Origin of the sequence: Sediminibacterium sp. C3 (genome assembly GCF_000508085.1) — a bacterium.
Classification (GTDB): Bacteria; Bacteroidota; Bacteroidia; order Chitinophagales; family Chitinophagaceae; genus Sediminibacterium.
On the sequence record NZ_KI669560.1, the window covers coordinates 2023194 to 2049549 of the forward strand.

The following is a 26356-nucleotide window of genomic DNA, read 5'->3' on the forward strand; positions in this document are numbered from 1 at the left end:
ATGGGAACCATTAGAAAACAAACCATCATTTCCAGCTTTCTGGTATATATAGGGTTCTTTATTGGAGCCATTAATATGTATATCTATACCAAGGATGGTTCCTTTACGCTGGAGCAATTTGCCCTTACCCGTATATTTTTCGACTTTGCACAAAACATGTATGCTTTTGGTGCTTTGGGGGTGATTCCCGTGATTTATAAGTTTTACCCTTATTACAAGGACAACCTGGAGAAGCACAGAATTGACTTGATGACCTGGGGAATGCTGGCAGCTTTCATTGGATTTATACTGGTATTAACTGCAGGATGGTATTTCAGGCCTTTTTTTGAATCTCAGTTCATTGAGAAATCCAAACTCATAGTTGACTACTATTACTGGATGTTTCCCTTTGCTTTGGGAATGTTGTTTTTCTCTGTACTGGAAGGTTTCTGCTGGGCTTTGCAACAAACCGTATTCTCTAATTTTTTAAAGGAAACCGGACTCAGAATCATCACGAGTATTTTCATTGCGCTCTATTATTTCAAGTTGATTTCATTTGAGTCCTTTGTATATTTCTTTGCTTTTTTATACCTGATTATTTTCCTGATTCTACTCAGTTATTTATACTATACCCGTCAGCTACATTTCCCTACAACCATCAGCAGGGTTACCAGAAAATTCTGGAAAAAAATGTTGGGAATGCAGGTGTTAATATACAGTGGAACTGTGATTGCATCCATTGCTGCAACCATTGATAGTTTCATTATTGCCAAGTTTCAGGGTCTGGCTGTGGTTGGTGTTTTCGGGTTGGCTCAATATGCGGCGAATCTGATACAGGTTCCTCAGCGAAGCATACAGGCCATTTCTGCAGGCGTTTTGTCCCGTGCCTGGAAAGACAAGGATATGAATGAAATCAAGCGGATTTACAAACGCTCCTGTATCAATTTATTAATCATGGCCCTGTTTATATTTGGCAATCTTTGGCTGAATGTAGCAGATGGCATGCGGGTGCTGCATATTCAACGGGAATACGAAGCCGGCATTGCTACGATTTTTATTTTAGGTATGGTCAGAATCATTGATGCAGGAACAGGCTTGAATGCAATGGTGATTAATACATCCACTTACTGGCGTTTTGATTTTATCAGTGGTGTAATTTTACTGGCTTTCCGTTTGCCGCTAACCTATTATTTAATTATGCATTACGGAATCATTGGTTCTGCTTTTGCTGAATTGTTTGCGTATAGCTTATATAATTTTATTCGCTTCGAGTTTCTACGCCGTAAATTCCGGATGCAGCCATTTGATCATAAAACCCTATTGGCACTTTTATCTGCAGCCATTTCTTTCGGCATCCCCTTCTTTATTTTCCAGGACAGGGAGGGATGGATTCCCATTTTTTTAAGAAGCATTCTTTTCTCGGGATTATTTATTTTTTCTGTATTTAAATTGGCTTTAACACCAGATGCGGGCCAACTATATCACAATTTTATGAAGCGCTTTGCTAAGTAATAACAGAGCCGAAGTCTAAGTTTTAATTTAACGCATTCTGCCGCCGCCTCTGAATTTGGGATTCCAGTATTTGTCGTTTAAATCGGATATGGTTACACCTTGAGAAGTAGAAGCGTGTAAAAATTTATTGTTCTGCATATAAACTCCAACATGCGAAATCCCTCTGCCACCGGTATTAAAAAAAACCAGGTCGCCTTCCTGTAGTTCATCAATGGGAATAGGTTGCATGATATTGAATTGCTCCTGAGAAGTTCTGGGTAATTGAATATTGTAAATTTCCTTCATGATGACCTGAGTGAAAGCAGAGCAATCAATGCAGTTCATGGTGCTGCCCCCAATGCAATAACGGGTACCCCACCATTTATCCATCAACTCAAGCAAGGGAATATTCGTTAATTCTTCCGCAGGCATATCCATTACAATGGCATATTTTAATTGTAACCAGCTGGCTTTTTCCAACTCGGCTTTGGTTGGTGGATTCCCATTGCCGCTGTTATTGGTTTTATTTTTTGTGGTTGTGGCAGAACTGGAAGTTTTGTGTTTGGTGGTAGTTACAGTACCCAGTGTCACTTCAATTCCATTGATAAATTCCCTTTTTTCTGTTCCGTATACTTTTGTAACCGTTTTTTGAGTTGAATTGTCTTTATTTACGAGGTTTCTTACTGTATTACAGCTACTCATCATCAGCACTGCCACCAATAAATTAATATATAATTTACGCTTCATATGGGCTGCAATTTACTGGGTTTATCCTAATGTGGAAAATTGACACTTTGTAATGGGGTGGCAAAGGCCGAACTTTGTAGACTATTTTCTTTCTATGGCCCAATTTTCACACTTACATGTACATACCCAATATTCCTTACTGGATGGCGCTGCTCCAATAGATGAACTCTACAAAAAAGCCGCTGCCCACCAAATGCCCGCCCTTGCCATAACCGATCATGGCAATATGTTCGGTGCTTTTGATTTTGTAAGCCAGGCCTGGAAAAATACTAAAGTGATTGGAAAGGATGCCAACGGAAAAGACATTACCACACCAGTAGTAAAACCAATTGTAGGCTGTGAGTTTTATGTAGTGAAAGACAGACATATCAAAACATTCACTAAAGAATCAAAAGACAATAGATTTCACCAGGTTTTGCTGGCAAAGAATGCCACAGGATACCAGAATTTGGTGAAGCTTACTTCACTAGGCTATATAGAGGGTATGTACAGCAAGTACCCAAGAATTGATAAAGAACTTATTGAAAAATACCACGAAGGATTAATTGCCACTACCTGTTGTATTGGCGCCTATGTGCCTCAAACCATTTTGCATCAGTCCGAAGAAAATGCAGAAAAGGAATTTAAATGGTGGCTCGATTTATTTGGTGAGGATTATTATATTGAAATTCAGCGACACGATATCAAAGAACAGGAATTGATTAATCAGACCCTGTTAAAATTTGCGAAGAAATACAATGTGCCGGTTATTGCTACCAATGATAGTCACTATGTTGAGAAGGATGATGCCAATGCGCATGATATTTTATTGTGCATTAATACGGGTGAAAAGCAAAGCACTCCAGGGTTTGATGATTTTGTGAATGATGAGGTACAGATAAAAAACCGAAGATTCAAGTTTCCCAACGATCAGTTTTATTTTAAGACACCGGATGAAATGGCTAAGCTGTTTCATGATATTCCGGAATCTTTGGATAATACCAACCAGATTGTTGACAAGGTAGAGGTTTTAAATCTAAAGAAAGACATACTCCTCCCTGCCTTCCCTATTCCCAAAGAGTTTCAAATACATGCAGATGCCAACCTGAACCAGTGGGAGTTGTTGAAACACCTTACGTATGAGGGCGCCAAAATCCGATACAATGAAATTACACCAGAAATACAGGAACGTATCGATTTTGAATTGTTTACCATTAAAACCATGGGATTCGCTGGCTACTTCCTGATTGTTAGTGATTTCATTAAGGCTGGCAGAGACATGGGGGTTTTCATTGGACCCGGTCGTGGTTCAGCTGCCGGATCCGTGGTTGCCTACTGCATTGGCATTACCAATATTGATCCCATTAAATACAATCTGCTTTTTGAGCGTTTCCTGAATCCGGATCGTAAAAGCATGCCCGATATTGATACGGATTTTGATGATGAAGGAAGACAGAAAGTCATTGATTATGTGGTACAGAAATATGGCAAGAGTCAGGTAGCTCAGATTGTTACTTATGGTACCATGGCGGCTAAAATGAGCATCAAAGACGTTGCCCGTGTGCTGGATCTTCCACTTTCAGAAAGTAATTTATTGGCCAAGCTGGTTCCGGATAAGCCTGGCACCGAATTGGGCCGCGTATTGAAAGCCCCAATTACGGTTAAGGAAGGTCCTAAATCACTGGAAGAGAAAGAAGGTTACCAGCAGGAAGACATTGACAATGTAAAGAAGCTTCGTGAAATTTATAATGGATCCGATTTAAGGGCACAGGTCTTAAAGGAAGCCGAAAGACTGGAAGGCTCTGTTAGAAATACAGGTATACATGCTGCAGGTATCATCATTGCCCCCAAAGACCTGACAGATTTGATTCCGGTTGCTACCGCCAAGGATTCGGATTTGTGGGTAACACAGATTGAAGGAAGTATTATTGAAGATGCAGGTGTAATTAAAATGGACTTTCTGGGCTTAAAAACCCTCTCTATTTTGAAGACGGCTCTTGAGTTGATACAATTAAACCATGGCGTAACCATCGACCTTGATAATATTCCACTCGATGATGAAAAGACATTCCAGTTATACCAAAGCGGTCAGACCAATGGGACATTCCAGTTTGAAAGTGTGGGTATGCAAAAATACCTGCGAGAACTGAAGCCGGATAAGTTTGATGATTTAATTGCCATGAACGCCCTGTATCGCCCTGGACCTATTGCCTATATCCCAAATTTCATTGCACGAAAACATGGAAGAGAAGCCATAAGCTATGATATTGAAGAAATGAAGGAATACCTGAGTGATACCTATGGTATTACTGTGTATCAGGAACAGGTAATGTTGCTGAGTCAAAGCCTTGCAGGTTTCTCTAAAGGCGATGCGGATGTGTTGCGTAAAGCCATGGGAAAAAAGCAGAAATCGGTGCTGGATAAAATGAAAGCACAGTTTGTTGAAGGGGCAAAGGCCAAAGGTCATCCTGCAGATAAGCTGGAAAAGATCTGGACCGACTGGGAAGCATTTGCACAATATGCATTCAACAAATCACACTCTACCTGTTATGCATTTGTGGCATATCAAACGGCCTATTTAAAAGCTCACTACCCCGCCGAATATATGTCTGCGGTGTTGAATCACCAGGGCAATATTGAAAAAATCACTTTCTTCATGGAAGAGTGTAAGCGAATGGGCATAAACGTACTAGGACCTGATATAAATGAATCTCTTAAAGGATTTGCGGTGAATGCCAAAGGAGAAATTCGCTTTGGATTGGGTGGATTAAAAGGCGTTGGTGAAATGGCAGTAGAAGCTATTATTGCAGAACGCCAGAAGAACGGTCCTTATCAGGATGTGTATGATTTTGTTCAAAGGGTGCTTCAAAAATCGGTCAATAAAAAGTCACTGGAAAGTCTTGTGTATTCTGGTGCATTTGATTGTTTTCCTGAATTGCACAGAGCGCAATATTTTAAAATGGCCGATGGTGAAAGATTAACCGGGTTGGAAAAAATTGTGAATTACGGTCAGGTACAACAGAGCTTAAGCACGGGGACCTCCAATACTTTATTCGGAGACCTCCCGACTGCGATGCATGTTCCCAAGCCCAAGATAGCTCCCTGCGAGCCCTGGACACTAACGGAGTTGCTGAATTATGAAAAGGAAGTAACGGGCATGTTCATGAGTGGCCACCCCTTAGATCATTTCAGATTTGAATTGAAGCACTATGAAATTACAGGAATTGCCGATTTTAACGAAGCCAGGGACGCGTTAACCGAAGGGGTTAGTCTGAATAAAATGTATCGGGTAGCAGGCTTAGTAACAGATGTACAACACAGGGTTACCAAGACAGGTAAAAACTTTGGTTCTTTTGTGATTGAAGATTATAGTGGTAAAACAGAGTTTACATTATGGAGTGAAGACTATATACGGTTCAAGGATTACTTGGAAAAAGGACAGAATATTCTACTTAACGGAAGTTTCCGAAACCGGTTTAATCAACCCAATGTATTTGAATTCAAAATATCGAGTATGTCATTACTCGAGACGGTAAAACAGGTATTGACCCGATCAGTGGAAATCAATATGCATCCTTCGGCAATTACCCCTGCCATGGTTCAGTTTATTGAGGAAAACCTGCGAAAGTTTCCCGGCAAGAGTACCCTGAAAATCAATATTTTCGAACCCAAGGAAAACCTGAAAATCAGTATGTATACTATTGAAAAGGGCTTTCAGATGAACGAAGAAATGGCAGGATACTTGATGGACAATTTAGATATTGACGTGAAAGTCGGCTTGGTTGGTTAAGTTCCGGACTGACCCATTGTCAGCAGCTGCCAGCCAAAACAACTAAATAACATTGGTGGAAAAGTCAAAGGGGCAGTCAAAAGCCTTTGGATGTAAATTTGATGAATAACGATATAAAATTTAAACTATGGCATTAGAATTAACAGACGCGAATTTTCAGTCGACTGTTTTAGACAGCGATAAATTAACAGTGGTAGACTTTTGGGCAGAATGGTGTGGACCTTGTCGTGCAATTGGACCAGTTATTGAAGAATTGTCTAAGGAATATGAAGGTAAAATCAATGTTGGTAAAGTAAACGTAGACCATAATCCTAATTTGAGTGTGAACTATGGTATTACTTCAATTCCTGCTATTCTTTTTATTAAGGGTGGACAAATTGTAGACAAGCAAATTGGTGCTGTTCCGAAATCTGTTTTAGACAAAAAAATTCAGGCTCATATGTAGTAATCCGTATCTTTCAAACCTAATCTGAATACTAAGTAATTGTATATGGAAAGGTTTCAAGGATTTATAGGGATTATTTTGATCTTGGGTATTGCTTTTTTATTCTCTAATAACAAGCGTAGAATTAACTACAGACTGGTTTTTAGCGGAATTCTGTTACAGATTTTTATTGCTGTAATGGTATTGAAAGTTCCACCGGTTACCCGATTTTTTCAATTATTGGGGCACGGAATGGAAAAGATTGAAAGGTTTGCGCGTGAAGGCGTTGCATTTGTATACAATGGCGTTATGGTTAATGCACCAGATGGTGTAAAAAACTTTAGTCAGGGTGGATTTGTATTTGCCTTCAGCGTTACTGCTACTATTATATTGGTTTGTGTACTGGTAGCCATCTTATATCATTTTGGGGTAATGCAGTTTATTGTATCTGTTATTGCCAAAGCCATGAATTTTATCATGCGCGTAAGCGGAGCCGAAGCACTCAGTAATGTTGCTTCGGCTTTTGTGGGTCAGGTAGAAGCCCAGGTAATGATTAGACCCTACCTGAATACCATGACCAAAAGTGAATTGCTGGCCAGTATGAGTGGAAGTCTGGCCTGTATTGCCGGTGGTATTCTGATTGTATATGCCAATATGGGTGCCAAGGCAGAATACCTGTTGACTGCCAGTTTAATGGCAGCACCCGGAGCCCTGGTGATTTCAAAAATTGTATTTCCAGAAACTGAAGAATCCCAAACCATGGGAAAAGTAAAACTGGAAGTAAAAAGTCCTTACAGTAATATCATCGATGCTATCTCTCATGGGGCAAGTGATGGAATGAAAATAGCTGTGAATGTAATTGCCATGTTGATTGGGTTTATTGCCCTAATCGCATTAATTAATTATTTAATTGGAATGATTGTGCCTGGTGTAACGTTGGATGTAATCTTCAGTAAAATATTTTATCCTATGACCTGGGCAATGGGGGTACCTCAGGTGGATGTGGCCAATGCAGCTTCTTTATTGGGTCAGAAATTAACCATCAATGAATTTGTGGCTTTTAATAATTTAACATCCAAAACCATCCCGATTGTCTCAGAAAAAGGCTTATTAATTGTAAGTATTGCCATTTGTGGTTTTGCCAACTTCAGTAGTGTGGGAATGCAAATTGGCGGAATCGGGGAATTGGCGCCAACCAGAAGAGCTGATTTGGCTAAACTGGGATTAAGGGCTTTATTGTGCGGAACACTTGCCTCCTATCTGTCTGCAACAATTGCGGGCATTCTGATGTTTTAAAGGTGTAATTTTGCACAAAATCTGGGAGAAATGAATACAGCCGCAGTGAAGGTATTGGTTGACGCCGAAAAAGACCAACAGTTACAATCCATCGGATATAAAATATTGAATCAGGAACGCATTTCTTTTGACGAAGGCGTATCCTTATTTGAGAAAGCTTCACTTTCCTACGTGGGCGCTTTAGCCAACTTGGTAAGAGAGAGCAAGCACGGTAACAAAACCTATTTTAACAGGAACTTTCATATTGAGCCAACCAATGTTTGTGTATTCTCCTGCGCTTTTTGTTCTTATTCTAAATTGTATGCGCACAGAGAAGAAGGTTGGGAACTAAGTATTGATCAAATGATGCACATTGTAAAAAGTTACGATGGCAAGCCTGTTACAGAAGTACATATTGTGGGTGGCGTTCATCCTAAAATGAATATGGATTTCTTTCTTGAATTGTTAAGAAGCATCAAAGCGCACAGACCCGATTTACATATCAAGGCTTTCACTCCCGTTGAACTGGATTATATGTTCCGTAAGGCCAAAGTATCTGTTGAAGAAGGAATGCGAATGGCGCATGAAGCAGGTCTGGATTCACTTCCAGGCGGAGGCGCTGAAATTTTTCATCCAGATATTCGTACAAAAATTTGTGCAGATAAAGTGGATGCAGATGGATGGCTGGCGATTCACAAAGCGGCCCATCAGTTAGGTATGCATAGTAATGCCACGCTATTGTACGGTCATATTGAGTCTTACTGGCATCGCATTGATCATATGGATCGTTTGCGCAGGTTGCAGGATGAAACAGGTGGCTTCAACACATTCATTCCTTTGAAGTTTCGCAATAAAGACAATGATATGCAGCATGTAGCTGAAAGTACCATTGTTGAAGACATGAAAATGTACGCGGTTTCAAGATTGTATCTGGACAATTTCTCTCACTTGAAAGCTTATTGGCCAATGCTGGGCAGAAAAAATGCACAGTTGACTTTGTCTTTTGGTGTAAACGATATTGATGGAACGATTGACGATACCACAAAAATCTACTCCATGGCCGGAAGTGAAGAACAAACACCAACCATGAGCACAGCAGATTTGGTTGCCTTAATCAAACAGGTAAAACGTCAGCCGGTTGAACGTGGTACTTTATACAATGAAATCAAGGATTACAGCGAAGCAACTTTAGAGACTTTACATTAGTTTAATTAGTTGTTAAAGCTTCCGAAATGCCAAAGTATCCCTGAAGGATCATGAACAAAGCATTCTGTTCCCCAGTCGAGGGATTTTGGAGCAACAATTTTTACTTGGGGGTATTTTTCCGTCAGACCTAATGATTGAAGGTTTTCCCAAAAGGCTGCAACATTCTCTACTTCAACAAAAACCATTGTATTGTCTACCCAGTCTTTCACATAGGCGTTCTGTAAGTAAAAAGAAATACCCTTAAAGTGAAAAACACTTAAAAGCTCATTAATTCTGTTTTCAGTAAATCCCAATTCCGCATAAAATGCCCGGCTCAAATCAAAATCTTTTGCGCCTATAAATGGTCGGATAGAAATAGGGTTATCATTCATGATTTAACTTTTTTCAATATTACAAACTGCTTCCAGATGGAATGAGCCTTCTTGTTGATGCATTTGTTTTCTGAAGCTAGCCAATTCTTCCTGAAGTCTTTTAATTTTTGTTTCCCTGAATTTAATCTCCTCTTCAGAAGAAAATACACTGATTTTATTCTCGTGAAAAGTGATTTTTATTTGAAGCATTTGTTCAATCAGTGCTGCAGTTTCTGCAGCACTGAATTGGCCTTGTATTAAGTTTATTTGCATACAATTATATGATTTAACGATTTTACTTGAGTTTGAATTTATTGCCCTTGCCCCAATGAAAATGCTTGTTTTCCGTCAAAAGCATAGAGATTCTCTGTTTTGATAATATCTATCCCATTTTCGTTCGCAGCCATTAAAAGGGAAGGTATTGCTGACTTTGACATTTGATTGCCATCAATCGGTTTAAATCTACATCTCCAGTGGTCTGTGCAAAAAGTTTCAGGAAAACCATCCGGCCAAACTTTAATGCCTCTATTGGTTATCATACTAAGTTGAATCTCTTTTTTATAAATGCTTTTTAGTTGTTGTGCAAGCTCATTGGCATCATGACCATTCCAGTGTACAAATACATCCACACCTTCAAGCGTTTTTACAGCGGGCGATCTTCTCTTATATTTGGGCAGGGAAAGCGCTGCATTATTGGCATAATTTACTGGCTGGAAGATAGACGGGGTTTTTCCCAGATTGGCAATTACGGCTGCTGCAAATGCTTTGGTTCCTACTTTTTCTTTACTGATACCCTCTTTATAAATGTCATAAGTATGAATGCCGTCTTCCAGTGTTTTTAACCAGGCATTTTGTACTTTTTCTGCAATGGCGGTTTGGCCAATATGGTTTAGCATCATAATGGCTCCTTGCAATAAACCAGACGGATTGGCTACATCCTGCCCTGCCCTTCTGGGTGCAGATCCATGAATAGCTTCAAACATGGCACATGATTCACCAATATTGGCTGAGCCGGCAAGTCCTACCGATCCGGTTATTTGTGCGGCTACATCACTGAGTACATCACCATATAAATTGGGCATTACAATTACATCAAATGCTTCCGGACTGTCTGCCATTTTTGCTGCACCTATATCAATAATCCAATGTTCATTTTCTATTTCTGGATATTCACTGGCAATTTCGTCAAACACTTTGTGGAACAGACCATCTGTCTGCTTCATGATATTGTCTTTGGTGAAGCAGGTTACTTTTTTGCGATTCTGTTGTTTTGCATATTCAAATGCATAACGGATAATCTTTTCACAGCCTGGTCTGCTAATCAGTTTTAAACACTGAACTACTTCATCTGTTTGCTGGTGTTCAATACCTGCATAAAGGTCTTCCTCATTTTCCCGGATAATAACTATGTCCATTACCGGGTGTTTGGTGCTTATAAAAGGGTGTAAACTTCTGCATGGCCTCACATTCGAATAAAGGCCAAGGAATTTTCTTGTGGTTACATTTAAGCTTTTGTAACCCCCTCCCTGAGGGGTGGTGATAGGTGCTTTCAGGAATATTTTATTTTTGCGGATAATATCCCAGGATTCTGCAGCAATGCCTGCTGAATTACCTGCCAGATATACTTTTTCACCTACTTCAATTTCTTCAATTTGCAGTTCTGCTCCTGCTGCAAGAATGATTGATAATGTGGCATCCATTATTTCAGGACCAATGCCATCGCCCTTTGCTACCGTAATTGTTGTCATAAAATGATTTTACGGAGCAAAATTGGTGAGTTTGTACGAATAGATTTTATTTATCTATTTGATGGTAAGTATAAATAAAATTTATGATTAACTAATGTAACTAACATTCACTCAGACCAAGTGGTACCTGAATGGCCAAACCTCCATCAGCTGTTTCCTTGTATTTGCTGTTCATGTCTAATGCAGTATTCCACATAGTAGCAATTACTTTGTCTAAACTCACCAGTGCAAAATCCGGAGTGCTTTGTAAAGCTAGTTGTGATGCAGTTATGGCTTTAATGGCGCCCATCGTATTGCGTTCTATGCAGGGGATCTGAACCAATCCTCCAATGGGATCACAGGTTAATCCCAGATGATGTTCCATGGCAATTTCAGCGGCCATTAATGCCTGTTGCTGGGTTCCGCCCATACATTCAGTTAAAGCGCCTGCGGCCATTGCAGATGATACCCCAATTTCGGCCTGACAGCCTCCCATGGCCGCTGAAATGGTAGCTCCCTTTTTAAAAATGGATCCAATTTCAGAGGCAGTTAGTAAAAACTGAATGATTTTGTCTTCCTTATTGCCATCACAGAAAGCAATAAAATACAATAATACCGCAGGAATTACTCCTGCTGCGCCATTGGTAGGTGCGGTAACAACTCTGCCAAAAGATGCATTTTCTTCATTTACAGCCAGCGCAAAACAACTTACCCAATCCAGTATATAATTGAAAGCCTGACCCCCATTCTGTATGGCATTTAACCATTCATCAAATGACTGATACGGATGCCCTTTCATTAATTTTTTGTTCAGTTCAAAAGCTCTTCTTCTTACCTGTAATCCACCGGGAAGCTCTCCTTTGGTATGACAACCCCTATAAATACAATCCCGCATAGTATGCCAGATTTGTATTACACCTTTCTTGGTTTCAGCTTCTGTTCTCCAAACGTGTTCATTTTCAAGTACCATTTCATGAATGGACATCCCTGTTTTTCTACACCAGTGCAATATATCGGCTGCATTATTGGTGGGGAAAGGAAGTTCAACCGTTGCTTTACTGGCCCCTGCTTCTTCTCCTTCTTTTACCACAAATCCCCCACCTACAGAGTAATAGGTTTCGCTTATTTCCTTGCCGTCTTCAAATTCAATTAAAAAGGTCAATCCATTTGGATGATAAGGAAGGGATTCGCTTGTAAGAAACAAAAGATTATCTTTATACGAAAATGGAATCCTATAGTTGCCTCCCAGCATCAACTGGTGCTCGGATTTAATTTTTTCAATGGTAAAATGTATGCTGTTCACATCAACAGTTACCGGATCTGCTGCGATAAGTCCCATTAAAACGGCAATATCTGTACCGTGCCCCTTGCCTGTTTTAGCCAGAGAACCATATAACAAAACGGTGATGGATTTTACCGTGTGTAAATTTGATTTTTCATGAATCGTTTCAAGGCAACGTAATGCAGCTCTCCACGGACCTAATGTATGAGAACTGGAAGGGCCAACCCCTATTTTAAACATGTCAAATACTGAAATTGCTTCGTGTGGCATGTTGTAAAGTTAATTATCAAATTTCATTAAGTTTGATAAATGAAGCATCTCTTTTTGTTAATTCTGCTTATTGTTCCGGGGTTAAATACCACTTCGTTTGCGCAAAATTTTGATGCGATTAACCCAATTCCTAGTATTCTACAAAATCACCCTGAATTCTTTAAAAGAATTAATAATAACCCAGATAGCTTTCGGGTTCAGATTGTGTACACACAGATTAACAGAAATAAAGAGAACAAACCCTCTTTTAAAGAATTCAGTTATCGGGTAAATAAGCAGGAATATTTTTATCCGGCCAGCACTGTTAAAATGCCAATTGCCTTTCTGGCGCTTGAAAAAATTAATGAGCTGGCTATTCCGGGTTTAACCATGAATAGCATCATGATCACAGACAGCGCTTCTGAAGCGCAGGATGTTGTTTACAATCAGCCCAATGCCATGGATGGCATACCCACAATTGCCAACTATATCAAGCAGATATTTCTGGTTAGCGACAATGATGCGTTCAACCGGTTGTATGAATTCCTGGGGCCTGATTATATTCAACAAAAACTAAAGTCAAAAGGATATCCAGATGCCATTATCCGTCATCGTCTTCAGGTGAACAAGACTCTGGAGCAGCAACTCAGAACTAACCCGGTTAAATTTTACGATACATCCGGTAATCTTATATATGAACAACCCGCACAGACAAGCAAGGGGCAATTTGCTGCAACACCATTTGAATTGGGTAAGGGTTACATGAAAGGAGGCAAACTGGTTGAATCACCTTTTTCTTTTTTAAACAAGAACAGGGTATATCTGCAAGACCTTCATCATATGCTTCAATCTGTCATTTTTCCGGAACGCACAAAAAAGAAGAATCGTTTCAGACTTACTGAAAAAGACTATGCTTTTGTGAAAAAGTACATGCAGATTTATCCTGGTGAATCTGATTCACCAGCCTACGATACCAGTTATTATTACGATACCTACTGCAAATTTTTATTACAGGGTTCCGAGCGAAAGACCCTTTTTCCACAGGTGAAAATGTATAATAAAGTGGGTGATGCTTACGGTTTTTTATTGGATGTAGCTTATATAGTAGACGAAAAGAATCAGGTTGAATTCATGCTGAGTGCCGTTATTTCCTGTAATACTGATGGCGTTTTCAATGACGACAAATATGAATATGATTCCCTTGGCTTCCCCTTTATGCGTGATCTGGGAATTGCTGTTTACAACCATGAGTTAATGCGAAAAGGGAAATTGCCAATAATTAAGTAAATTGTTGGCTTAAACTTTTATGAATGGAATTGTCTTCTTTATTGAATCGTTTTAGTGAACCAGAAACCTTAAAAATGGCCAAATTAGGCCGCGAGTTACGTGCAAAAGGGATTGATGTAATTGATTTGAGTTTAGGTGAACCCGATTTTGATACACCCCAACATATTAAGGATGCTGCTATAAAAGCCATTAATGATAACTGGAGTCATTATACCCCGGTGCCTGGTTTTTTAGATTTACGGGAAGCAGTCTGTACTAAGCTAAAAAGAGATAATAATCTTTCATACACACCAGAACAGATAGTGGTTTCTACAGGTGCAAAACAAAGTCTGGCCAATGCTATACTTGCACTGGTTGATGAAGACGATGAGGTAATTATTCCCACCCCCTACTGGGTAACTTATTCCGAGTTGGTAAAAATTGCCAGAGGGAAAGTAGTAGAAATCAGAACCAGCGTATCCAATAAATTCAAAGCAACACCTGAAGAAGTGGCAGCTGCCATCACACCGAAAACAAAAGTTTTTATGTTTTCTTCTCCGTGCAATCCTTCCGGCGCAGTGTACAGTAATGAAGAGTTGGCTGCTTTGGTAGCTGTTTTTGAAAAGCATCCACAGATTACGATTCTCTCGGATGAAATTTATGAGTATATCAATTTTGTTGGCAAGCATGAAAGTATTGCACAGTTTGATAGCATCAAAGACCGAGTGGTAGTTATTAATGGATTGAGTAAAGGCTTTGCCATGACGGGATGGAGACTGGGGTATACCGCTTCCGCAACACCTATTGCAAAAGCTTTTGAGAAACTTCAGGGACAGTTTACCAGTGGCACGTCCTCTATTACGCAAAAAGCAGCCGTAGCAGCACTTACCGGGAATTTGCAACCCTCGCTTGATATGACTGCTGAGTTTACCAGACGTAGAACCAAAACACTGGAATTGGTAAATGCAATACCAGGCTTTACCTGTTTTGCACCAGAAGGTGCATTTTATGTTTTTCCTGATGTGAGCTACTATTTTGGTAAATCGAATGGAACAGAAACAATTACAAATGCAGCTGATTTCAGTATGTATTTATTGAATACGGCCCATGTAAGTTCTGTGATGGGCGACGCATTCGGAGAACCCAAATGTGTTCGTTTTTCTTTTGCCAACAGTATGGAAAACATTGAAAAGGCCTGGGGAAGAATTGCAGAAGCACTTAAAAAATTATCTTAAGATTTTGTTTAATAAAAAGGCTGGTAATTTACCAGCCTTTTCTAATTATTAATGAACCATCTATTTCGTTCTGCTTGCTATTCCCCCCTTTTTGCTATCTACTGAAATGGTGTAATTCCCTTTCCCTTCCAATATCCATTTAACTTTTACGGTTCCTAAACCCGGGATATTCTCAACTTCTATGGTAGAAGGATTCATTTTTTGAATCGTAGAAATATTTAAATCTGTATCATTCATAACCATACCTGCCAATACTTTTGCATTGGTATTGATATTAATGTAATCAGGTCGTTCAATTTTATTTTTGATATCCTGACTGCTATGTGTTGGCATAAGTCTTTCATTCGATATGGTTGCTGTAACTTCTATCAAGCCATTGCCTAAATCTTTTTCTTTTATATCTGCAATAGTTAATTTAGGTGTATGATAACTATGATAAATAGTGAATGCCATATTTCTATGTGCATCGCTTTCCAATAAAAATCCTGGATGCGCTCTTCCGAAATTCTTTTTAAATCCGCCTATTTCTACTTTGCCATATTGGGGATGGTCGTATTCTTTCCAATCCACAAAGCCATCTTTAAACAATAAATACCTGTCAAAATTATAAGAGCTATTGTCAAACGGACTTCTGGTACTCTCTTTCATAAACATTAAATATGGAGTCCATAATTCATTGGAATAGGTATAAATCCCTCTGCCGGCATAGAACCAGTCTAGTTCTCCCCCATAGGCAGAATACAAATCTTTATAAACCACCAGGTATTTATATCCCGGCATTAATTCTTCCCCTTTTTTGGCAATTGCATCATAAATAGCTACATCCTGCGAATTATATGTGCCAATATCAGCAGAAGCTCCCGGCCCTCTCAGAATCATTCCACCCGCATTATGATAGGATTGTGCAGCTGCAATATTGGGATGCTTCATCACAAATTCCATAATGGCTCTGTTCTCAGGTATTGAGAAAGGATATTTGTATGCGCCGTTTTGAATATAATTAGGTTGCCATCCCCAGCCCCAGTCTCTATTGGGATCGTATTCAAAAGCGTATCCATCTTCATTTACTTTGCCATCTCCATCATTGTCAATTCCCTCCATGCCCAGTAATTCAAAATCTCCCTGTTCATCTGGTCCGGCAAGTATCATATTTCTGGGATCTTTCGGATCTATTTTATATCTGCCATGAATAGATTTTCTACGCATCATGGTAATATGCCCATCTCCATCTAAATCGTCATACCAATCTTCATTTACCAATCCATCTCCATCATTGTCCACTGGTTTAACCCCGGATCTTGGTGAACTGGAAGTATTGGGTTGATGCATATAACTATCTCTTCCATCCGGGTTTATACTAGGGACTATATAAAAAACTTTATCTGCAAGTAATTCCTGAATGAATTTGGTATCTGCAAAACTTTCCGATAAATACCAGGCTGTATACAAAGCAAATTCTGCTCCTTGTATTTCATTTGAGTGAATATTTCCGTCAATATACATGCCCGGCTTATTTAACTCATTTCCCTTTTTAAAATCTGTAATGGTTAAACACCATAAGTCTCGTCCTGCATATGATTTTCCGAGACTTGTTAATTTTACCAGTTCGGGATAAGCAGCGGCAATTTTTTTGCATAGTGCAGTAATACCGGCATGATCATAATAGCGGTTCCAGGTTGCCTGAACTTTTGGATTCACAGGGGTACCTGCAGCCTTAAAAACCTGATTGGGATCTTGTGCATTTACTGTTGCACATAGTAAAAATGGAATTGTATATAAAAGTATTTTTTTCATTGGAGTTGTTTTATTGTAGTGAAATTGTTTTTTTAGCAACACCAATTGACGGAGCCCCGGCTTCTACTGAAATGTCTCCGTTACCTTTCACAATCCAGCTAAATTTCTGCATTGTATTAGGATCCATGTTGTTGATTAATTCTAATTTTTTACCTCCAATTAACTGTTGCTTATCGTTCAATTGAATGGCAACTTTCAGTCTTTTTACAAAATAATTTCTATCTGCAAATTTACTATGCGTAGGTAAGAGTCCATTATTAATAACTTCAATGGAAATTTTAGTTAATCCATTTCCCAGCTTTTCAGCACTTACTTTTTGAATATTAACCTGTGCTCTAAGTTGTGCCATTTTAATTAGGAAATCTGTGTGCTTTTGTGCAATACTTTCTACTAATTGATAAGGAGGGTTAATCATTACAAATGGATCAATACCTCCTACTTCTACCAATTGCTCCGGATAATCCGGATGCGTAATAGTTTTCCATTCATTAAAATGAGAGAGACCTTGTTGGGCACTCCATCTTAAGTAATTGGCTGTTGGATCTTCAACGCTCAATGCCTTTTCCTTTTTAGATGTATCTGGTTTTGCTTTAGGTGTCCACCATCCGGGAGTACTAAAACTGTATCTGCCGTAATGCTGGTAAGCCCAACTTAAAAAATCGCCTCCTTCTGCATTTGTTTTAGGAGCGTCTTTGGTTCCCGTGATTTTATTGTAAAGATCACTAACAACAGTGGTTGTTTTATCCTCGTTATAACTTAAATTATTTAAACTACTAAAGCATACCACTGTATGCACATTAAATGCATCATAAAGGAAATCCAAAATTGCTCTGGTTTCAATTTCACTGGCTGGAAACTCACCGGCTCCAGGGGCGAAAGTCTTATGTTTATATGTAAGGTTTTTATTAAAATGTATCCCCCCGTTTCCATCTTCATTTAGAGATCCATCCTTGTCGTTATCAATGCCTTCTGAAAAAAGAAGGTATTTTCCTTTTTCACCTTTCGATAAATCTGCTTTAATTAATACCCGTGGATCATCCGGATGAACTTTGTATATTCCCACAGGGCTTTCTACTCTTATTTGAGTGATTTTTCCATTTCCATCTAAATCTTCAAATCCGTCTTCGTTTAATCGACCATCTCTATCATCGTCTGTCTGGCTGCTGTTGCCTAGTTTTTCAACAACTATTTTATCATGATAAGCAGACATTGCATCTGGGCTCATATTGGGAAACAGATAATAAGTATGTGTTGATAGAAGTTGCTGAATACTGTCTTTGTTAATTTGTTTCAGTATTTTTTCTGCAAATTGAATCACTAGTTCAGTTCCAATAAGATGATTGCCTTCTACCCCACCCACAACGGCAATTGCCGGCTTGTTCTCTGTTTTACCAGAGCCCAGGGTCATTACCCAGATATCTTTACCACCTGCTGTTTTGGCAAGTGATTGTAAGTTTACCCATTGTGGATGTGATTTTGCAAGTTGGGTCAAACGATTGTTTTGTTCGGTTAGTGTTGGATATTTTTGAGCATTTGCCTTACCGTAAATACAAAGGCAACTGACAATCCAAAAGAGTTTTTTCATGTGCAATCTTTAGTTACTAAATATAGTGGAATTCACCTTTTTCTTATCATTTTATGTATGAATGGCTTGTACCTTCGTGATTCAATTTTAGGTACGATGGATCCAATTAAAGCCGAGATGTTTGTAAACAGGCTTACAAAGGTTTTTAAACACAAAAGCAAACTAGCTAGAAGGCAGCAGGTTTCCTGTTACCGCGTGTACGATCATGACCTGCCTGAGTTCCCCTTCAGCATTGAATTGTACGAGGATCAGTTGTATATAGCTGAATATTTGCGAAAACATGGAATGGAGGACGAAGAACATGAAACATGGATGCAGGAGTGCAGACAAATGATTGCTACTGTTATTGGAATTCCCGAAGAGCGAATGCATTTTAAGCTTCGGAAAAGGATGAGTCATAAAGACGAACAGTACGAAAAGATTAATGAAGAAAAAGAATACCATACGGTACTGGAAGACGGATTGAAATTTCTGGTTAACCTAAAAGATTATTTAGATACCGGACTTTTTCTGGATCATCGTATTACCCGTAAAATGGTAAGAAACAGTTGCAAAGACAAGCGAGTACTGAACCTTTTTTGTTATACCGGATCCTTTTCAGTGTATGCCGCGGCAGGCGGGGCTTCCAGTGTTACTTCTGTAGATCTCTCTAAAACTTACCTGTCATGGGCAGAAGATAATATGGTAATTAATCTCTTTAAAAATAAGAGTGCTTATCAGTTCGTGCATGCAGATGTAAAACAGTATTTAAAAACATTGCAGCCCAATAGCTTTGATTTGGTCATCATGGATCCACCTACTTTCAGCAATAGTAAACGGATGAAAGATATATTGGATATCCAAAGAGACCATGCAGAATTAATCAATGATGTACTCTATGCTTTATCTCCAGGAGGTCAGTTGTATTTCAGTACCAATTTCGTCCGATTCCAGATAGATCTTGAAGCAATAAACGCTTCCTCTGTTAAAGACATAACCAAAGCTACTACCCCATTTGACTTTGAAGGAAAATTAAAGAGATGGTGTTATTTAATCACTAAGGCTATTTAATTTTTCAAAAGCTTGATTACAAATAAAATTATTGACTCAATTCTTCGTGTATTTTCAGAATTTGGGGGAGTAAAAGCGACTGCTCATCATTCTGGATTACATAGTCGCAAAGTTTCATTTTAAGAGACTGACTAATTTGATGTTGCATTCGCGAAATAACCTCTTCTCTGCTGAGCCCGTCCCTTTGCATCACTCTTTGAATCCTGAGTGCATCTGGTGCATACACGCCAATTATTTTATCCATACCTTCTGCGGAGCCAGCTTCAAAAAACAGGGCTGCTTCTTTTATGACGTATGGAGCCTTTTGTTGTGAGGCCCATATTTTACCCGCTTCAATAGTAGCTGGATGAACAATGGAATTCAGGACTTGTAATTGAAAAGGGTCATTAAAAACTACATTGGCAATAAATGTTCGATTTAATCCGCGCTCATTGTAAGATTCATTCCCAAATGCACTGATTATTTGAGATTTTACTTGATCATTTTCCTGCATGATTTTTTTGGCTAGCGCATCTGCATCCAGTATGGGGATACCGAGATTTGCAAAAATTTTTGCAACCACCGATTTGCCACTTCCAATTCCACCTGTTAATCCTATACTGAGCATAAAAAAGTCCTACAACTGAATTGCAGGACTTAAAATTAAGGTTTAACCTGTATGGGTTCTCCTAATAAGGCATTATTATTTTTTATCTTCTGTAGTTGCTTTGTTAATAGCAGCAGTCCACTCCATGCTCAAGGCAGATTTTTCAATCTTAAGGTAACTCCCTGGAGTAACTTCCAATTGTAAAGTACCGTCTTCGTTGATTTTGTTAACTACTCCGTGAATACCTGCAATGGTTACAATTTTATCACCTTTCTGAAGATTATCAATAAATTTCTTTTGCTCTTTTGCTTTTTTAGCCTGTGGTCTAATCATGAATAACCAAAAAACAAGAATGATGGCACCCATCATAATCAATTGCACTGTACCACCCTGTTTTGGGTCGGCTGCTAAAAGGGGTAACGCGTTTAATAACATAAAATATCTGTTTAAATGATTTGCAAATAAAAGGAATTACTTGAAACTAATTTTCTGGATTTTACCTTCAGCTACTAATTCTTTGTGAATATTATCCAGGATACCGTTCACGAACTGACCACTTTGTGGAGTACTGTATTCTTTGGCCAGATCAATATATTCGTTGATGGTTACTTTGGTTGGAATGGTTTCAAAATACAATAATTCACATAAGCCCATGCGCATTAATACCATGTCTAACTGGGCAATTCTTTCTGCATCCCAGTTTTTCAATTTTGGCTTAATAAGCTCAGCACAGTAATCTTTTTTCTCAATGGCAGTTTTCAGGAGCGTCCTTGCGAATTCCCACTTATCCGGGCTCATGATTTCATTGAACTTTATAGATTTGGGTTTTTGAATAAAAGTTAATACAAGCTGCTCCATCATTTCGGCATCATCATCCCAATTATTAAAATATTCTTCTATGTGAGAGATGAATAAATCATTGGGCAACATCAACTCACTGAATATAATTTTAATAATTTCCCTTTCTTTAGATTTTTCCCTACTTTCCTCGCCAATATAGGCAGTATAAACAGGGTGAGCTGTTAACTGCTGAAAAATCTGTGCAACAAGGGTTTTATCCAACATTTTTTCCGGATGATCCTGCTCCAGACAAATCTGGTAACCCTTGTTTTCAAGCAGGTTCCAGATAAAATCATTACCTGCAATTTTAATGTTTACGTTTAAGTCTTCCTGGCTGGGTAAATTTTTGGAAGCTCTTTTTTGAGCACTTACTTCTGCATATCTGGCAACTTCTGCAATAAAGTAAACCAGGTAAACAAAAAGCTCCCGGCTTTTGTCCATTTGTTTTTCTAATGTCTGTACGGGATTTTTAAACGAATTATTGGCATCCGCGGCTTCCATCATATAGAGCAATTGCATCACTTTAACGCGGATATTTCTTCTACTGATCATTCAATAAGAGCTTTTAAAACGCTGCAAAGCTAAGCTTTTTTGCCTATCCCGCCTGCATAAAAGCAACAAAGTGCAATTTTGGCATATTGGCACTTAATAATCAGACTAATTTTGATGGTTTCTGACAACAATTGGACTGATTTGTAAGAAACTTAGAGCCAGACTGAAAAATTGACTTATTTAAGGAAATGGCATAATTATGGTTTATTCAGATTAAAATTTTAAACAACTAACCAAAATTTATAACGTATGGCTAAGAAAATCAACGTTACTCCTCTGCACGACAGAGTTCTTGTAAAGCCTGCTGCTGCTGAAGAAAAAACAGCTGGTGGAATCATTATCCCTGATACTGCAAAAGAGAAACCACAACGTGGTGTAATTGTTGCTGCCGGAAAAGGTAAAGCGGATGAGCCTATGACCGTAAAAGTAGGTGATACTGTATTGTATGGAAAATACGCTGGTACAGAAGTTCAAATTGAAGGACAGGATTTACTGATCATGAGAGAAAGTGATCTTTTGGCTATTCTTTAATTCTAAACATTCTTAAAAAAACAAATAACAAATATGGCTAAGCAAATTTATTTTGACATCGAGGCTAGAAATAAAATGAAAAAAGGCGTTGACACTTTGGCCAACGCTGTAAAAGTTACTTTAGGACCTAAGGGTCGTAACGTAGTTATCGAGAAGAAATTTGGTGCACCTTCTGTAACAAAAGATGGTGTTTCTGTTGCAAAAGAAATTGAACTGGAAGACGCTATTGAGAACATGGGTGCTCAAATGGTAAAAGAAGTAGCTTCTAAAACTGCGGATATTGCAGGTGATGGTACTACTACCGCTACTGTATTGGCACAGGCTATCATCAGCGAAGGTTTAAAGAACGTAGCTGCTGGTGCGAATCCAATGGATTTAAAGCGTGGTATAGATAAAGCGGTTGCTAAAGTGGTTGATAGCTTAAGAGCCCAGTCTCAGACAGTTGGAAATGATACTAAAAAGATTGAGCAGGTTGCTACTATTTCTGCAAATAGTGACAATGAAATTGGTAAGTTGATTGCAACTGCAATGGCTAAAGTAGGTAAAGAAGGGGTTATTACTGTAGAAGAAGCAAAAGGTACTGATACAACTGTAGACGTTGTAGAAGGTATGCAGTTCGATCGTGGTTATATCTCTCCTTACTTTGTAACCAACAGCGAGAAGATGGAAGCTGAAATGCAGAATCCATACATCCTGATTTACGACAAGAAAATCAGTGCAATGAAGGATATCCTTCATATTTTGGAGAAAGTAGCGCAAACAGGTCGTCCTTTGGTTATTATTGCTGAAGACCTAGAAGGTGAAGCATTGGCTACATTAGTAGTTAACAAATTACGTGGTACCATTAAAGTAGCTGCTGTAAAAGCGCCAGGTTTCGGTGACCGCAGAAAAGAAATGTTAACTGATATTGCTACTTTAACAGCAGGTACTGTAATCAGCGAAGAGCAAGGTTTTAAATTAGAGAACGCAGACTTGACTTATTTAGGTCAGGCGGCTTCTATTACCATTGACAAAGACAACACCATTGTTGTTGGAGGTAAGGGTAAGAAAGCAGACATTGCTGCTAGAGTTAATCAGATTAAAGCACAAATTGAAAATACAACTTCAGATTACGACCGTGAAAAATTACAGGAGCGTTTAGCTAAATTAAGCGGTGGTGTTGCTGTATTATACGTTGGTGCTGCAACTGAAGTTGAAATGAAAGAAAAGAAAGATCGTGTAGACGATGCTTTACATGCAACCAGAGCAGCTGTTGAAGAAGGTATTGTACCTGGTGGTGGTGTTGCTTATATCCGTGCAGTTGAAAGTCTTGAGAAATTAAAAGGTGCCAACGAAGACGAAGCAACTGGTATCCAGATTGTAAAAAGAGCTATTGAAGAACCATTACGCCAGATTGTGGTAAATAGTGGTATCGAAGGTTCTATCGTGGTTCAGAAAATCAAGGAAGGTAAAGCGGACTTTGGATTTAATGCCCGTACAGAAGTTTATGAGAACTTATTTAAGGCTGGTGTAATTGATCCTACTAAAGTATCTCGTGTGGCATTGGAAAATGCTGCTTCAATTGCTGCGATGTTATTAACTACAGAGTGTGTAATTGCTGATAAGCCAAAACCTGAAGCTCCTCATGCGCACGGTGGTGCTCCTGATATGGGCGGCATGGGTTACTAATATTTTGAGTTAAAGCATAAAAAAGTCCCGGTTTCCGGACTTTTTTTATATCCATCGATTGTCAGTAGCCATTTTTACTGCGCTCATTTTGTTGTTGACCTGCATTTTTTTATAAATATTGTCAATATGCTTCCTCACGGTACCTTCACTGATAAAATACATATCTGCAATTTGTTTGTAGACATAGCCATCTTTAACCGCTTTCAGTAATTCCAATTCTCGTTTGGTTAATAAATTAGGAGCCATTTCTTCCGGTGATTTATAGGTCTCTTTTATATGATAAAGTGCTTTTAAGGCAATTCCTGCAGACATAGCTGCTCCCCCTTCCAGGATGTTTTTAATGGATTGTTGAATGATATGGGCCTGCTCGTCTTTTAATAAATAACCGGATGCTCCAGCCAGGATCGCTTTAAAAATCTTTTCGTCGTCGTCAAATGTGGTTATAATAAGAATTCTGGCATCCGGGTACTGATTTTTTATTAAAGTTGTTGTTTTGATTCCGTCCATTAAGGGCATTTCAATATCCATCAGAATTATATCTGTTGGACTACTGGAATATTTATCAATAAAATCTTCTCCATTGGTTGCAACAAATGCCAGCTCAAATTCGGTGAATCCCGCTAACTTGTTCTGTATTAATTTTAATTCGAAAGGATTGTCTTCTGCAATTGAAACGGTAATTTTTTCCATAAGAATGCTCTTGTTTACAAAATACCCTTATTAAATTAAGATTTCCGATACGGATTTATTCGTATTTATTTGATATGGGGCCAATTATAAGGAGAATTTTACCGTTATTATAGTACCCATTCCTGATTCGGATTCAATGATAAACTCCCCCCCTATTTCCTGTATATTCTGCCTCATATTCGCAAGGCCAAATCCATTGCTGACCTTGTTTTGATCAAACCCCTTTCCATTATCCCTGATAACTATAATCAAATGATTATTTTCTGTTTGAATAGATACTTTTACAAAAGAAGTGTTTGAATGTTTAATTGCGTTGTTGGTAGCCTCCTGAATAACCCGGAATAAATTGGTTGCCTGTTTGGAAGTTAATATACTCTCCTCATTCTCAATAATTGTAATACCAAGTTTTACCTCATTGATTTTCAAATAATATTCTCGAAGTTTTACTATCCATTCATCCAGTTTTACCGATGGCTTATTAATCAACCAAACGGTTCTTCTTAATTCAATTATTGTGTCATTTAAAAGACTTTGCAAATTTTTTACCTGTTGATCTTCATTGGGAATGCTTTGAACTGCATTATTGATATAGGTTAAATTGGCACCGATATTATCATGTAAGTCTCTTGAAATTCTAAGCCGGTCGTTCTGTAAAGTATTTTGTGCTTCTAATTTTAACTTCTCCTCTTTCAATCTTCTGGATCTGTAAAAGTAATAAGTAAAAATGCTAACGATAGCCAATAAAGACCCGATTAACAATATGGTAAGTTGTTGTTTTGCATTTTTATTTTCTTGTTGTAATAATTGATTGTCTTTTTCAGCTGTTTCATATTTCACATATAAATCGGCGATATTTTTTTGTGTGTTGCTATTGTAAAGACTGTCTTTTAGGGTAATATGTTCCTGGTAAAGGGCTAATGCTTTTTTGTAATCATTAAGACGGGCATAAATAGCAGATAATCTCCTGTAATTCTCCGATAACAAGTCTTTGTAATTAAAAGATCGGGCAATACTGTCGCTTAAGTTTAAATAAGCAATCGCTTTCTTGAAATCATTTTTTGTTTCATACATCAGGGCTAAGTCTGAACTTTGAATAGCAACTCCGAACTGATTTTTATTTTTCAAATATTTCCAATGAACGGATCCCCAGTTCTTCTGCTTTCTTAAAATCATTTTTATTTAAAGAGGCACTGGCTATATAACTGTAAGAATAGGCCATGCCTAATGAGTCATTGAATTTTACTCTGGTTTTTAGAGATTGTGTATAAAAGTCAATTGCTTTGTCAAAATCATTTTGAAATTCATATACAACGCCCCACTCATTTAATACGGTTGCCAAAGTACTTTCGTCTTTCAGTTCTCTGAATATTTTATCTGCTTTGGCATAGGTTTCAATGGCTTGAGGGAACATTTTTATTTTTCGGTAAAGTTTTGCCTGATCAATAAAAACAAAGCCTAGTTCTCTTTTAAAATTGCCTTTTTGAAGTATTTGAACTGCTTCATTATAGTCTTTTGCAGCCAAGTCATAATTTCCTTTAAAATAATGAGCCTTTCCTCTAATACTGGTAAACACCCCTTTCCAGGACACTGTAGAATTGATATTGGGAAGAATACTGTCACAAAATTCAACGCATTTTGAAAAATTGCTGGTAGATAAACTATCTGCTTTTTTTACCAGAAGTTCCCATGGTTCAGCACCCTTGCTTGAACTACAGATAAATACACCCATCATTAGGAATGCTACTCTAAATAATCCCTTCATACACTGATTTAAAATACTTTTAAGTTCCTGGGGGGGGGCTTAAAATCTTATTGAAAATACGGATTAATTCGTATTGGACAAGGTTGTATTAGGGAGGAATTTTAGGTAAAAATCAACTATGTCAAACTTATTTCTTAACCTGAAAGGAAATAGACTTCTAATAATGGCAGTCATGGCTGTGATTTGCGCTCAGCTTGTATCCTGTAAAAAAGCACTTCAAAATCGGATGCCGAAAATAGTGTTGAATACTGGGAAATTGTTCAGAATTTTCCTCAGGATAAAACCTTTGAAATCAATT

The 26356-nt window shown here is 38.3% G+C and carries 22 protein-coding genes and 1 pseudogene; 10 read left to right on the top strand and 13 right to left on the bottom strand.

Annotated elements, in window-relative coordinates; translation table 11 throughout:
- Positions 1-1491, top strand: a complete 1491-nt coding sequence (locus F777_RS0109405; protein ID WP_026751819.1) for a polysaccharide biosynthesis C-terminal domain-containing protein — start codon at positions 1-3, stop codon at positions 1489-1491.
- Positions 1492-1518: 27 nt separating this feature from the next.
- On the opposite strand, the gene F777_RS17295 is transcribed toward F777_RS0109405, so the two are convergent.
- Positions 1519-2217, bottom strand: a complete 699-nt coding sequence (locus F777_RS17295) for a C40 family peptidase (protein WP_051408539.1) — start codon at positions 2215-2217, stop codon at positions 1519-1521.
- A gap of 94 nt (positions 2218-2311) precedes the next feature.
- Here F777_RS17295 and dnaE point away from each other — a divergent pair, with 94 nt between their 5' ends.
- From dnaE to mqnE, 4 genes are all read left to right on the top strand, one after another.
- Entirely contained in the window at positions 2312-5986 is a 3675-nt protein-coding gene (gene dnaE, locus F777_RS0109415) for a DNA polymerase III subunit alpha (protein ID WP_026751820.1), read from the top strand.
- Between the two features lie 127 nt (positions 5987-6113).
- Positions 6114-6431, top strand: coding sequence for a thioredoxin (gene trxA, locus F777_RS0109420; RefSeq protein ID WP_026751821.1), 318 nt, complete (start codon positions 6114-6116; stop codon positions 6429-6431).
- 45 nt (positions 6432-6476) lie between these two features.
- Positions 6477-7706 (top strand): NupC/NupG family nucleoside CNT transporter, encoded by a 1230-nt coding sequence (locus F777_RS0109425; protein WP_026751822.1) that lies wholly within the window; start codon positions 6477-6479, stop codon positions 7704-7706.
- A gap of 30 nt (positions 7707-7736) precedes the next feature.
- The gene (mqnE, locus tag F777_RS0109430) at positions 7737-8891 is read left to right on the top strand and encodes an aminofutalosine synthase MqnE (protein ID WP_026751823.1); all 1155 of its coding nucleotides are present in this window, start codon (positions 7737-7739) and stop codon (positions 8889-8891) included.
- A 5-nt stretch (positions 8892-8896) separates the two neighbouring features.
- Here the strand turns inward: mqnE and F777_RS0109435 are convergent, their stop codons facing one another.
- The 4 genes and pseudogenes from F777_RS0109435 to F777_RS0109450 all read right to left on the bottom strand — a co-directional run.
- On the bottom strand, positions 8897-9262 hold the full coding sequence (locus F777_RS0109435; protein ID WP_026751824.1) for a VOC family protein: 366 nt from the start codon (positions 9260-9262) through the stop codon (positions 8897-8899).
- A gap of 3 nt (positions 9263-9265) precedes the next feature.
- The gene (locus tag F777_RS16340) at positions 9266-9514 is read right to left on the bottom strand and encodes a hypothetical protein (RefSeq protein ID WP_051408540.1); all 249 of its coding nucleotides are present in this window, start codon (positions 9512-9514) and stop codon (positions 9266-9268) included.
- A gap of 38 nt (positions 9515-9552) precedes the next feature.
- Positions 9553-10989, bottom strand: coding sequence for an NADP-dependent isocitrate dehydrogenase (locus F777_RS0109445; protein ID WP_026751825.1), 1437 nt, complete (start codon positions 10987-10989; stop codon positions 9553-9555).
- Between the two features lie 100 nt (positions 10990-11089).
- Positions 11090-12445: pseudogene (locus tag F777_RS0109450) on the bottom strand (L-serine ammonia-lyase); the annotation flags it as partial.
- A 114-nt stretch (positions 12446-12559) separates the two neighbouring features.
- Between F777_RS0109450 and F777_RS0109455 the strand changes: the two are divergent.
- Positions 12560-13786, top strand: coding sequence for a serine hydrolase (locus F777_RS0109455; protein ID WP_026751827.1), 1227 nt, complete (start codon positions 12560-12562; stop codon positions 13784-13786).
- Positions 13787-13809: 23 nt separating this feature from the next.
- Complete coding sequence (locus F777_RS0109460; protein WP_026751828.1) at positions 13810-15000, top strand: pyridoxal phosphate-dependent aminotransferase; 1191 nt, start codon at positions 13810-13812, stop codon at positions 14998-15000.
- Positions 15001-15060: 60 nt separating this feature from the next.
- On the opposite strand, the gene F777_RS0109465 is transcribed toward F777_RS0109460, so the two are convergent.
- Entirely contained in the window at positions 15061-16794 is a 1734-nt protein-coding gene (locus tag F777_RS0109465; RefSeq protein ID WP_026751829.1) for a M14 family metallopeptidase, read from the bottom strand.
- 10 nt (positions 16795-16804) lie between these two features.
- Positions 16805-18379 carry a M14 family metallopeptidase gene (locus F777_RS0109470; protein WP_026751830.1) on the bottom strand — a complete coding sequence of 525 codons (1575 nt, stop codon included), beginning with the start codon at positions 18377-18379 and terminating at the stop codon, positions 16805-16807.
- Positions 18380-18475: 96 nt separating this feature from the next.
- On the opposite strand from F777_RS0109470, the gene F777_RS0109475 reads away from it, so the two are divergent.
- Positions 18476-19429 carry a class I SAM-dependent methyltransferase gene (locus tag F777_RS0109475; RefSeq protein WP_037370085.1) on the top strand — a complete coding sequence of 318 codons (954 nt, stop codon included), beginning with the start codon at positions 18476-18478 and terminating at the stop codon, positions 19427-19429.
- A gap of 28 nt (positions 19430-19457) precedes the next feature.
- Here F777_RS0109475 and coaE read toward each other — a convergent pair whose 3' ends face one another.
- From coaE to nusB, 3 genes are all read right to left on the bottom strand, one after another.
- A complete protein-coding gene (coaE, locus tag F777_RS0109480; RefSeq protein WP_026751832.1) occupies positions 19458-20036 on the bottom strand; it encodes a dephospho-CoA kinase in 579 nt (192 codons plus the stop codon).
- Between the two features lie 75 nt (positions 20037-20111).
- Positions 20112-20450: a preprotein translocase subunit YajC gene (gene yajC / locus F777_RS0109485; protein ID WP_026751833.1), complete on the bottom strand. Its 339-nt coding sequence runs from the start codon at positions 20448-20450 to the stop codon at positions 20112-20114.
- A gap of 36 nt (positions 20451-20486) precedes the next feature.
- Entirely contained in the window at positions 20487-21407 is a 921-nt protein-coding gene (gene nusB / locus F777_RS0109490; RefSeq protein WP_026751834.1) for a transcription antitermination factor NusB, read from the bottom strand.
- A gap of 249 nt (positions 21408-21656) precedes the next feature.
- On the opposite strand from nusB, the gene groES reads away from it, so the two are divergent.
- A complete protein-coding gene (groES, locus tag F777_RS0109495) occupies positions 21657-21938 on the top strand; it encodes a co-chaperone GroES (RefSeq protein WP_026751835.1) in 282 nt (93 codons plus the stop codon).
- A 33-nt stretch (positions 21939-21971) separates the two neighbouring features.
- Positions 21972-23606 carry a chaperonin GroEL gene (gene groL, locus F777_RS0109500; protein ID WP_026751836.1) on the top strand — a complete coding sequence of 545 codons (1635 nt, stop codon included), beginning with the start codon at positions 21972-21974 and terminating at the stop codon, positions 23604-23606.
- A gap of 45 nt (positions 23607-23651) precedes the next feature.
- Here the strand turns inward: groL and F777_RS0109505 are convergent, their stop codons facing one another.
- From F777_RS0109505 to F777_RS0109515, 3 genes are all read right to left on the bottom strand, one after another.
- On the bottom strand, positions 23652-24296 hold the full coding sequence (locus F777_RS0109505) for a response regulator transcription factor (protein ID WP_026751837.1): 645 nt from the start codon (positions 24294-24296) through the stop codon (positions 23652-23654).
- Positions 24297-24380: 84 nt separating this feature from the next.
- Positions 24381-25469, bottom strand: a complete 1089-nt coding sequence (locus F777_RS0109510) for an ATP-binding protein (protein ID WP_026751838.1) — start codon at positions 25467-25469, stop codon at positions 24381-24383.
- Entirely contained in the window at positions 25411-26058 is a 648-nt protein-coding gene (locus tag F777_RS0109515; protein WP_026751839.1) for a tetratricopeptide repeat protein, read from the bottom strand. Before F777_RS0109515 ends, F777_RS0109510 begins: the two co-directional genes overlap by 59 nt.
- Positions 26059-26356: the final 298 nt, after the last annotated feature.

Coding starts and splice junctions, on each gene's coding strand:
- F777_RS0109405 (WP_026751819.1), top strand. CDS start 1: ATGGGAACCATTAGAAAACAAACCATCATTTCCAGCTTTCTGGTATAT.
- F777_RS17295 (WP_051408539.1), bottom strand. CDS start 2,217: ATGAAGCGTAAATTATATATTAATTTATTGGTGGCAGTGCTGATGATG.
- dnaE (WP_026751820.1), top strand. CDS start 2,312: ATGGCCCAATTTTCACACTTACATGTACATACCCAATATTCCTTACTG.
- trxA (WP_026751821.1), top strand. CDS start 6,114: ATGGCATTAGAATTAACAGACGCGAATTTTCAGTCGACTGTTTTAGAC.
- F777_RS0109425 (WP_026751822.1), top strand. CDS start 6,477: ATGGAAAGGTTTCAAGGATTTATAGGGATTATTTTGATCTTGGGTATT.
- mqnE (WP_026751823.1), top strand. CDS start 7,737: ATGAATACAGCCGCAGTGAAGGTATTGGTTGACGCCGAAAAAGACCAA.
- F777_RS0109435 (WP_026751824.1), bottom strand. CDS start 9,262: ATGAATGATAACCCTATTTCTATCCGACCATTTATAGGCGCAAAAGAT.
- F777_RS16340 (WP_051408540.1), bottom strand. CDS start 9,514: ATGCAAATAAACTTAATACAAGGCCAATTCAGTGCTGCAGAAACTGCA.
- F777_RS0109445 (WP_026751825.1), bottom strand. CDS start 10,989: ATGACAACAATTACGGTAGCAAAGGGCGATGGCATTGGTCCTGAAATA.
- F777_RS0109455 (WP_026751827.1), top strand. CDS start 12,560: ATGAAGCATCTCTTTTTGTTAATTCTGCTTATTGTTCCGGGGTTAAAT.
- F777_RS0109460 (WP_026751828.1), top strand. CDS start 13,810: ATGGAATTGTCTTCTTTATTGAATCGTTTTAGTGAACCAGAAACCTTA.
- F777_RS0109465 (WP_026751829.1), bottom strand. CDS start 16,794: ATGAAAAAAATACTTTTATATACAATTCCATTTTTACTATGTGCAACA.
- F777_RS0109470 (WP_026751830.1), bottom strand. CDS start 18,379: ATGAAAAAACTCTTTTGGATTGTCAGTTGCCTTTGTATTTACGGTAAG.
- F777_RS0109475 (WP_037370085.1), top strand. CDS start 18,476: ATGGATCCAATTAAAGCCGAGATGTTTGTAAACAGGCTTACAAAGGTT.
- coaE (WP_026751832.1), bottom strand. CDS start 20,036: ATGCTCAGTATAGGATTAACAGGTGGAATTGGAAGTGGCAAATCGGTG.
- yajC (WP_026751833.1), bottom strand. CDS start 20,450: ATGTTATTAAACGCGTTACCCCTTTTAGCAGCCGACCCAAAACAGGGT.
- nusB (WP_026751834.1), bottom strand. CDS start 21,407: ATGATCAGTAGAAGAAATATCCGCGTTAAAGTGATGCAATTGCTCTAT.
- groES (WP_026751835.1), top strand. CDS start 21,657: ATGGCTAAGAAAATCAACGTTACTCCTCTGCACGACAGAGTTCTTGTA.
- groL (WP_026751836.1), top strand. CDS start 21,972: ATGGCTAAGCAAATTTATTTTGACATCGAGGCTAGAAATAAAATGAAA.
- F777_RS0109505 (WP_026751837.1), bottom strand. CDS start 24,296: ATGGAAAAAATTACCGTTTCAATTGCAGAAGACAATCCTTTCGAATTA.
- F777_RS0109510 (WP_026751838.1), bottom strand. CDS start 25,469: ATGATTTTAAGAAAGCAGAAGAACTGGGGATCCGTTCATTGGAAATAT.
- F777_RS0109515 (WP_026751839.1), bottom strand. CDS start 26,058: ATGAAGGGATTATTTAGAGTAGCATTCCTAATGATGGGTGTATTTATC.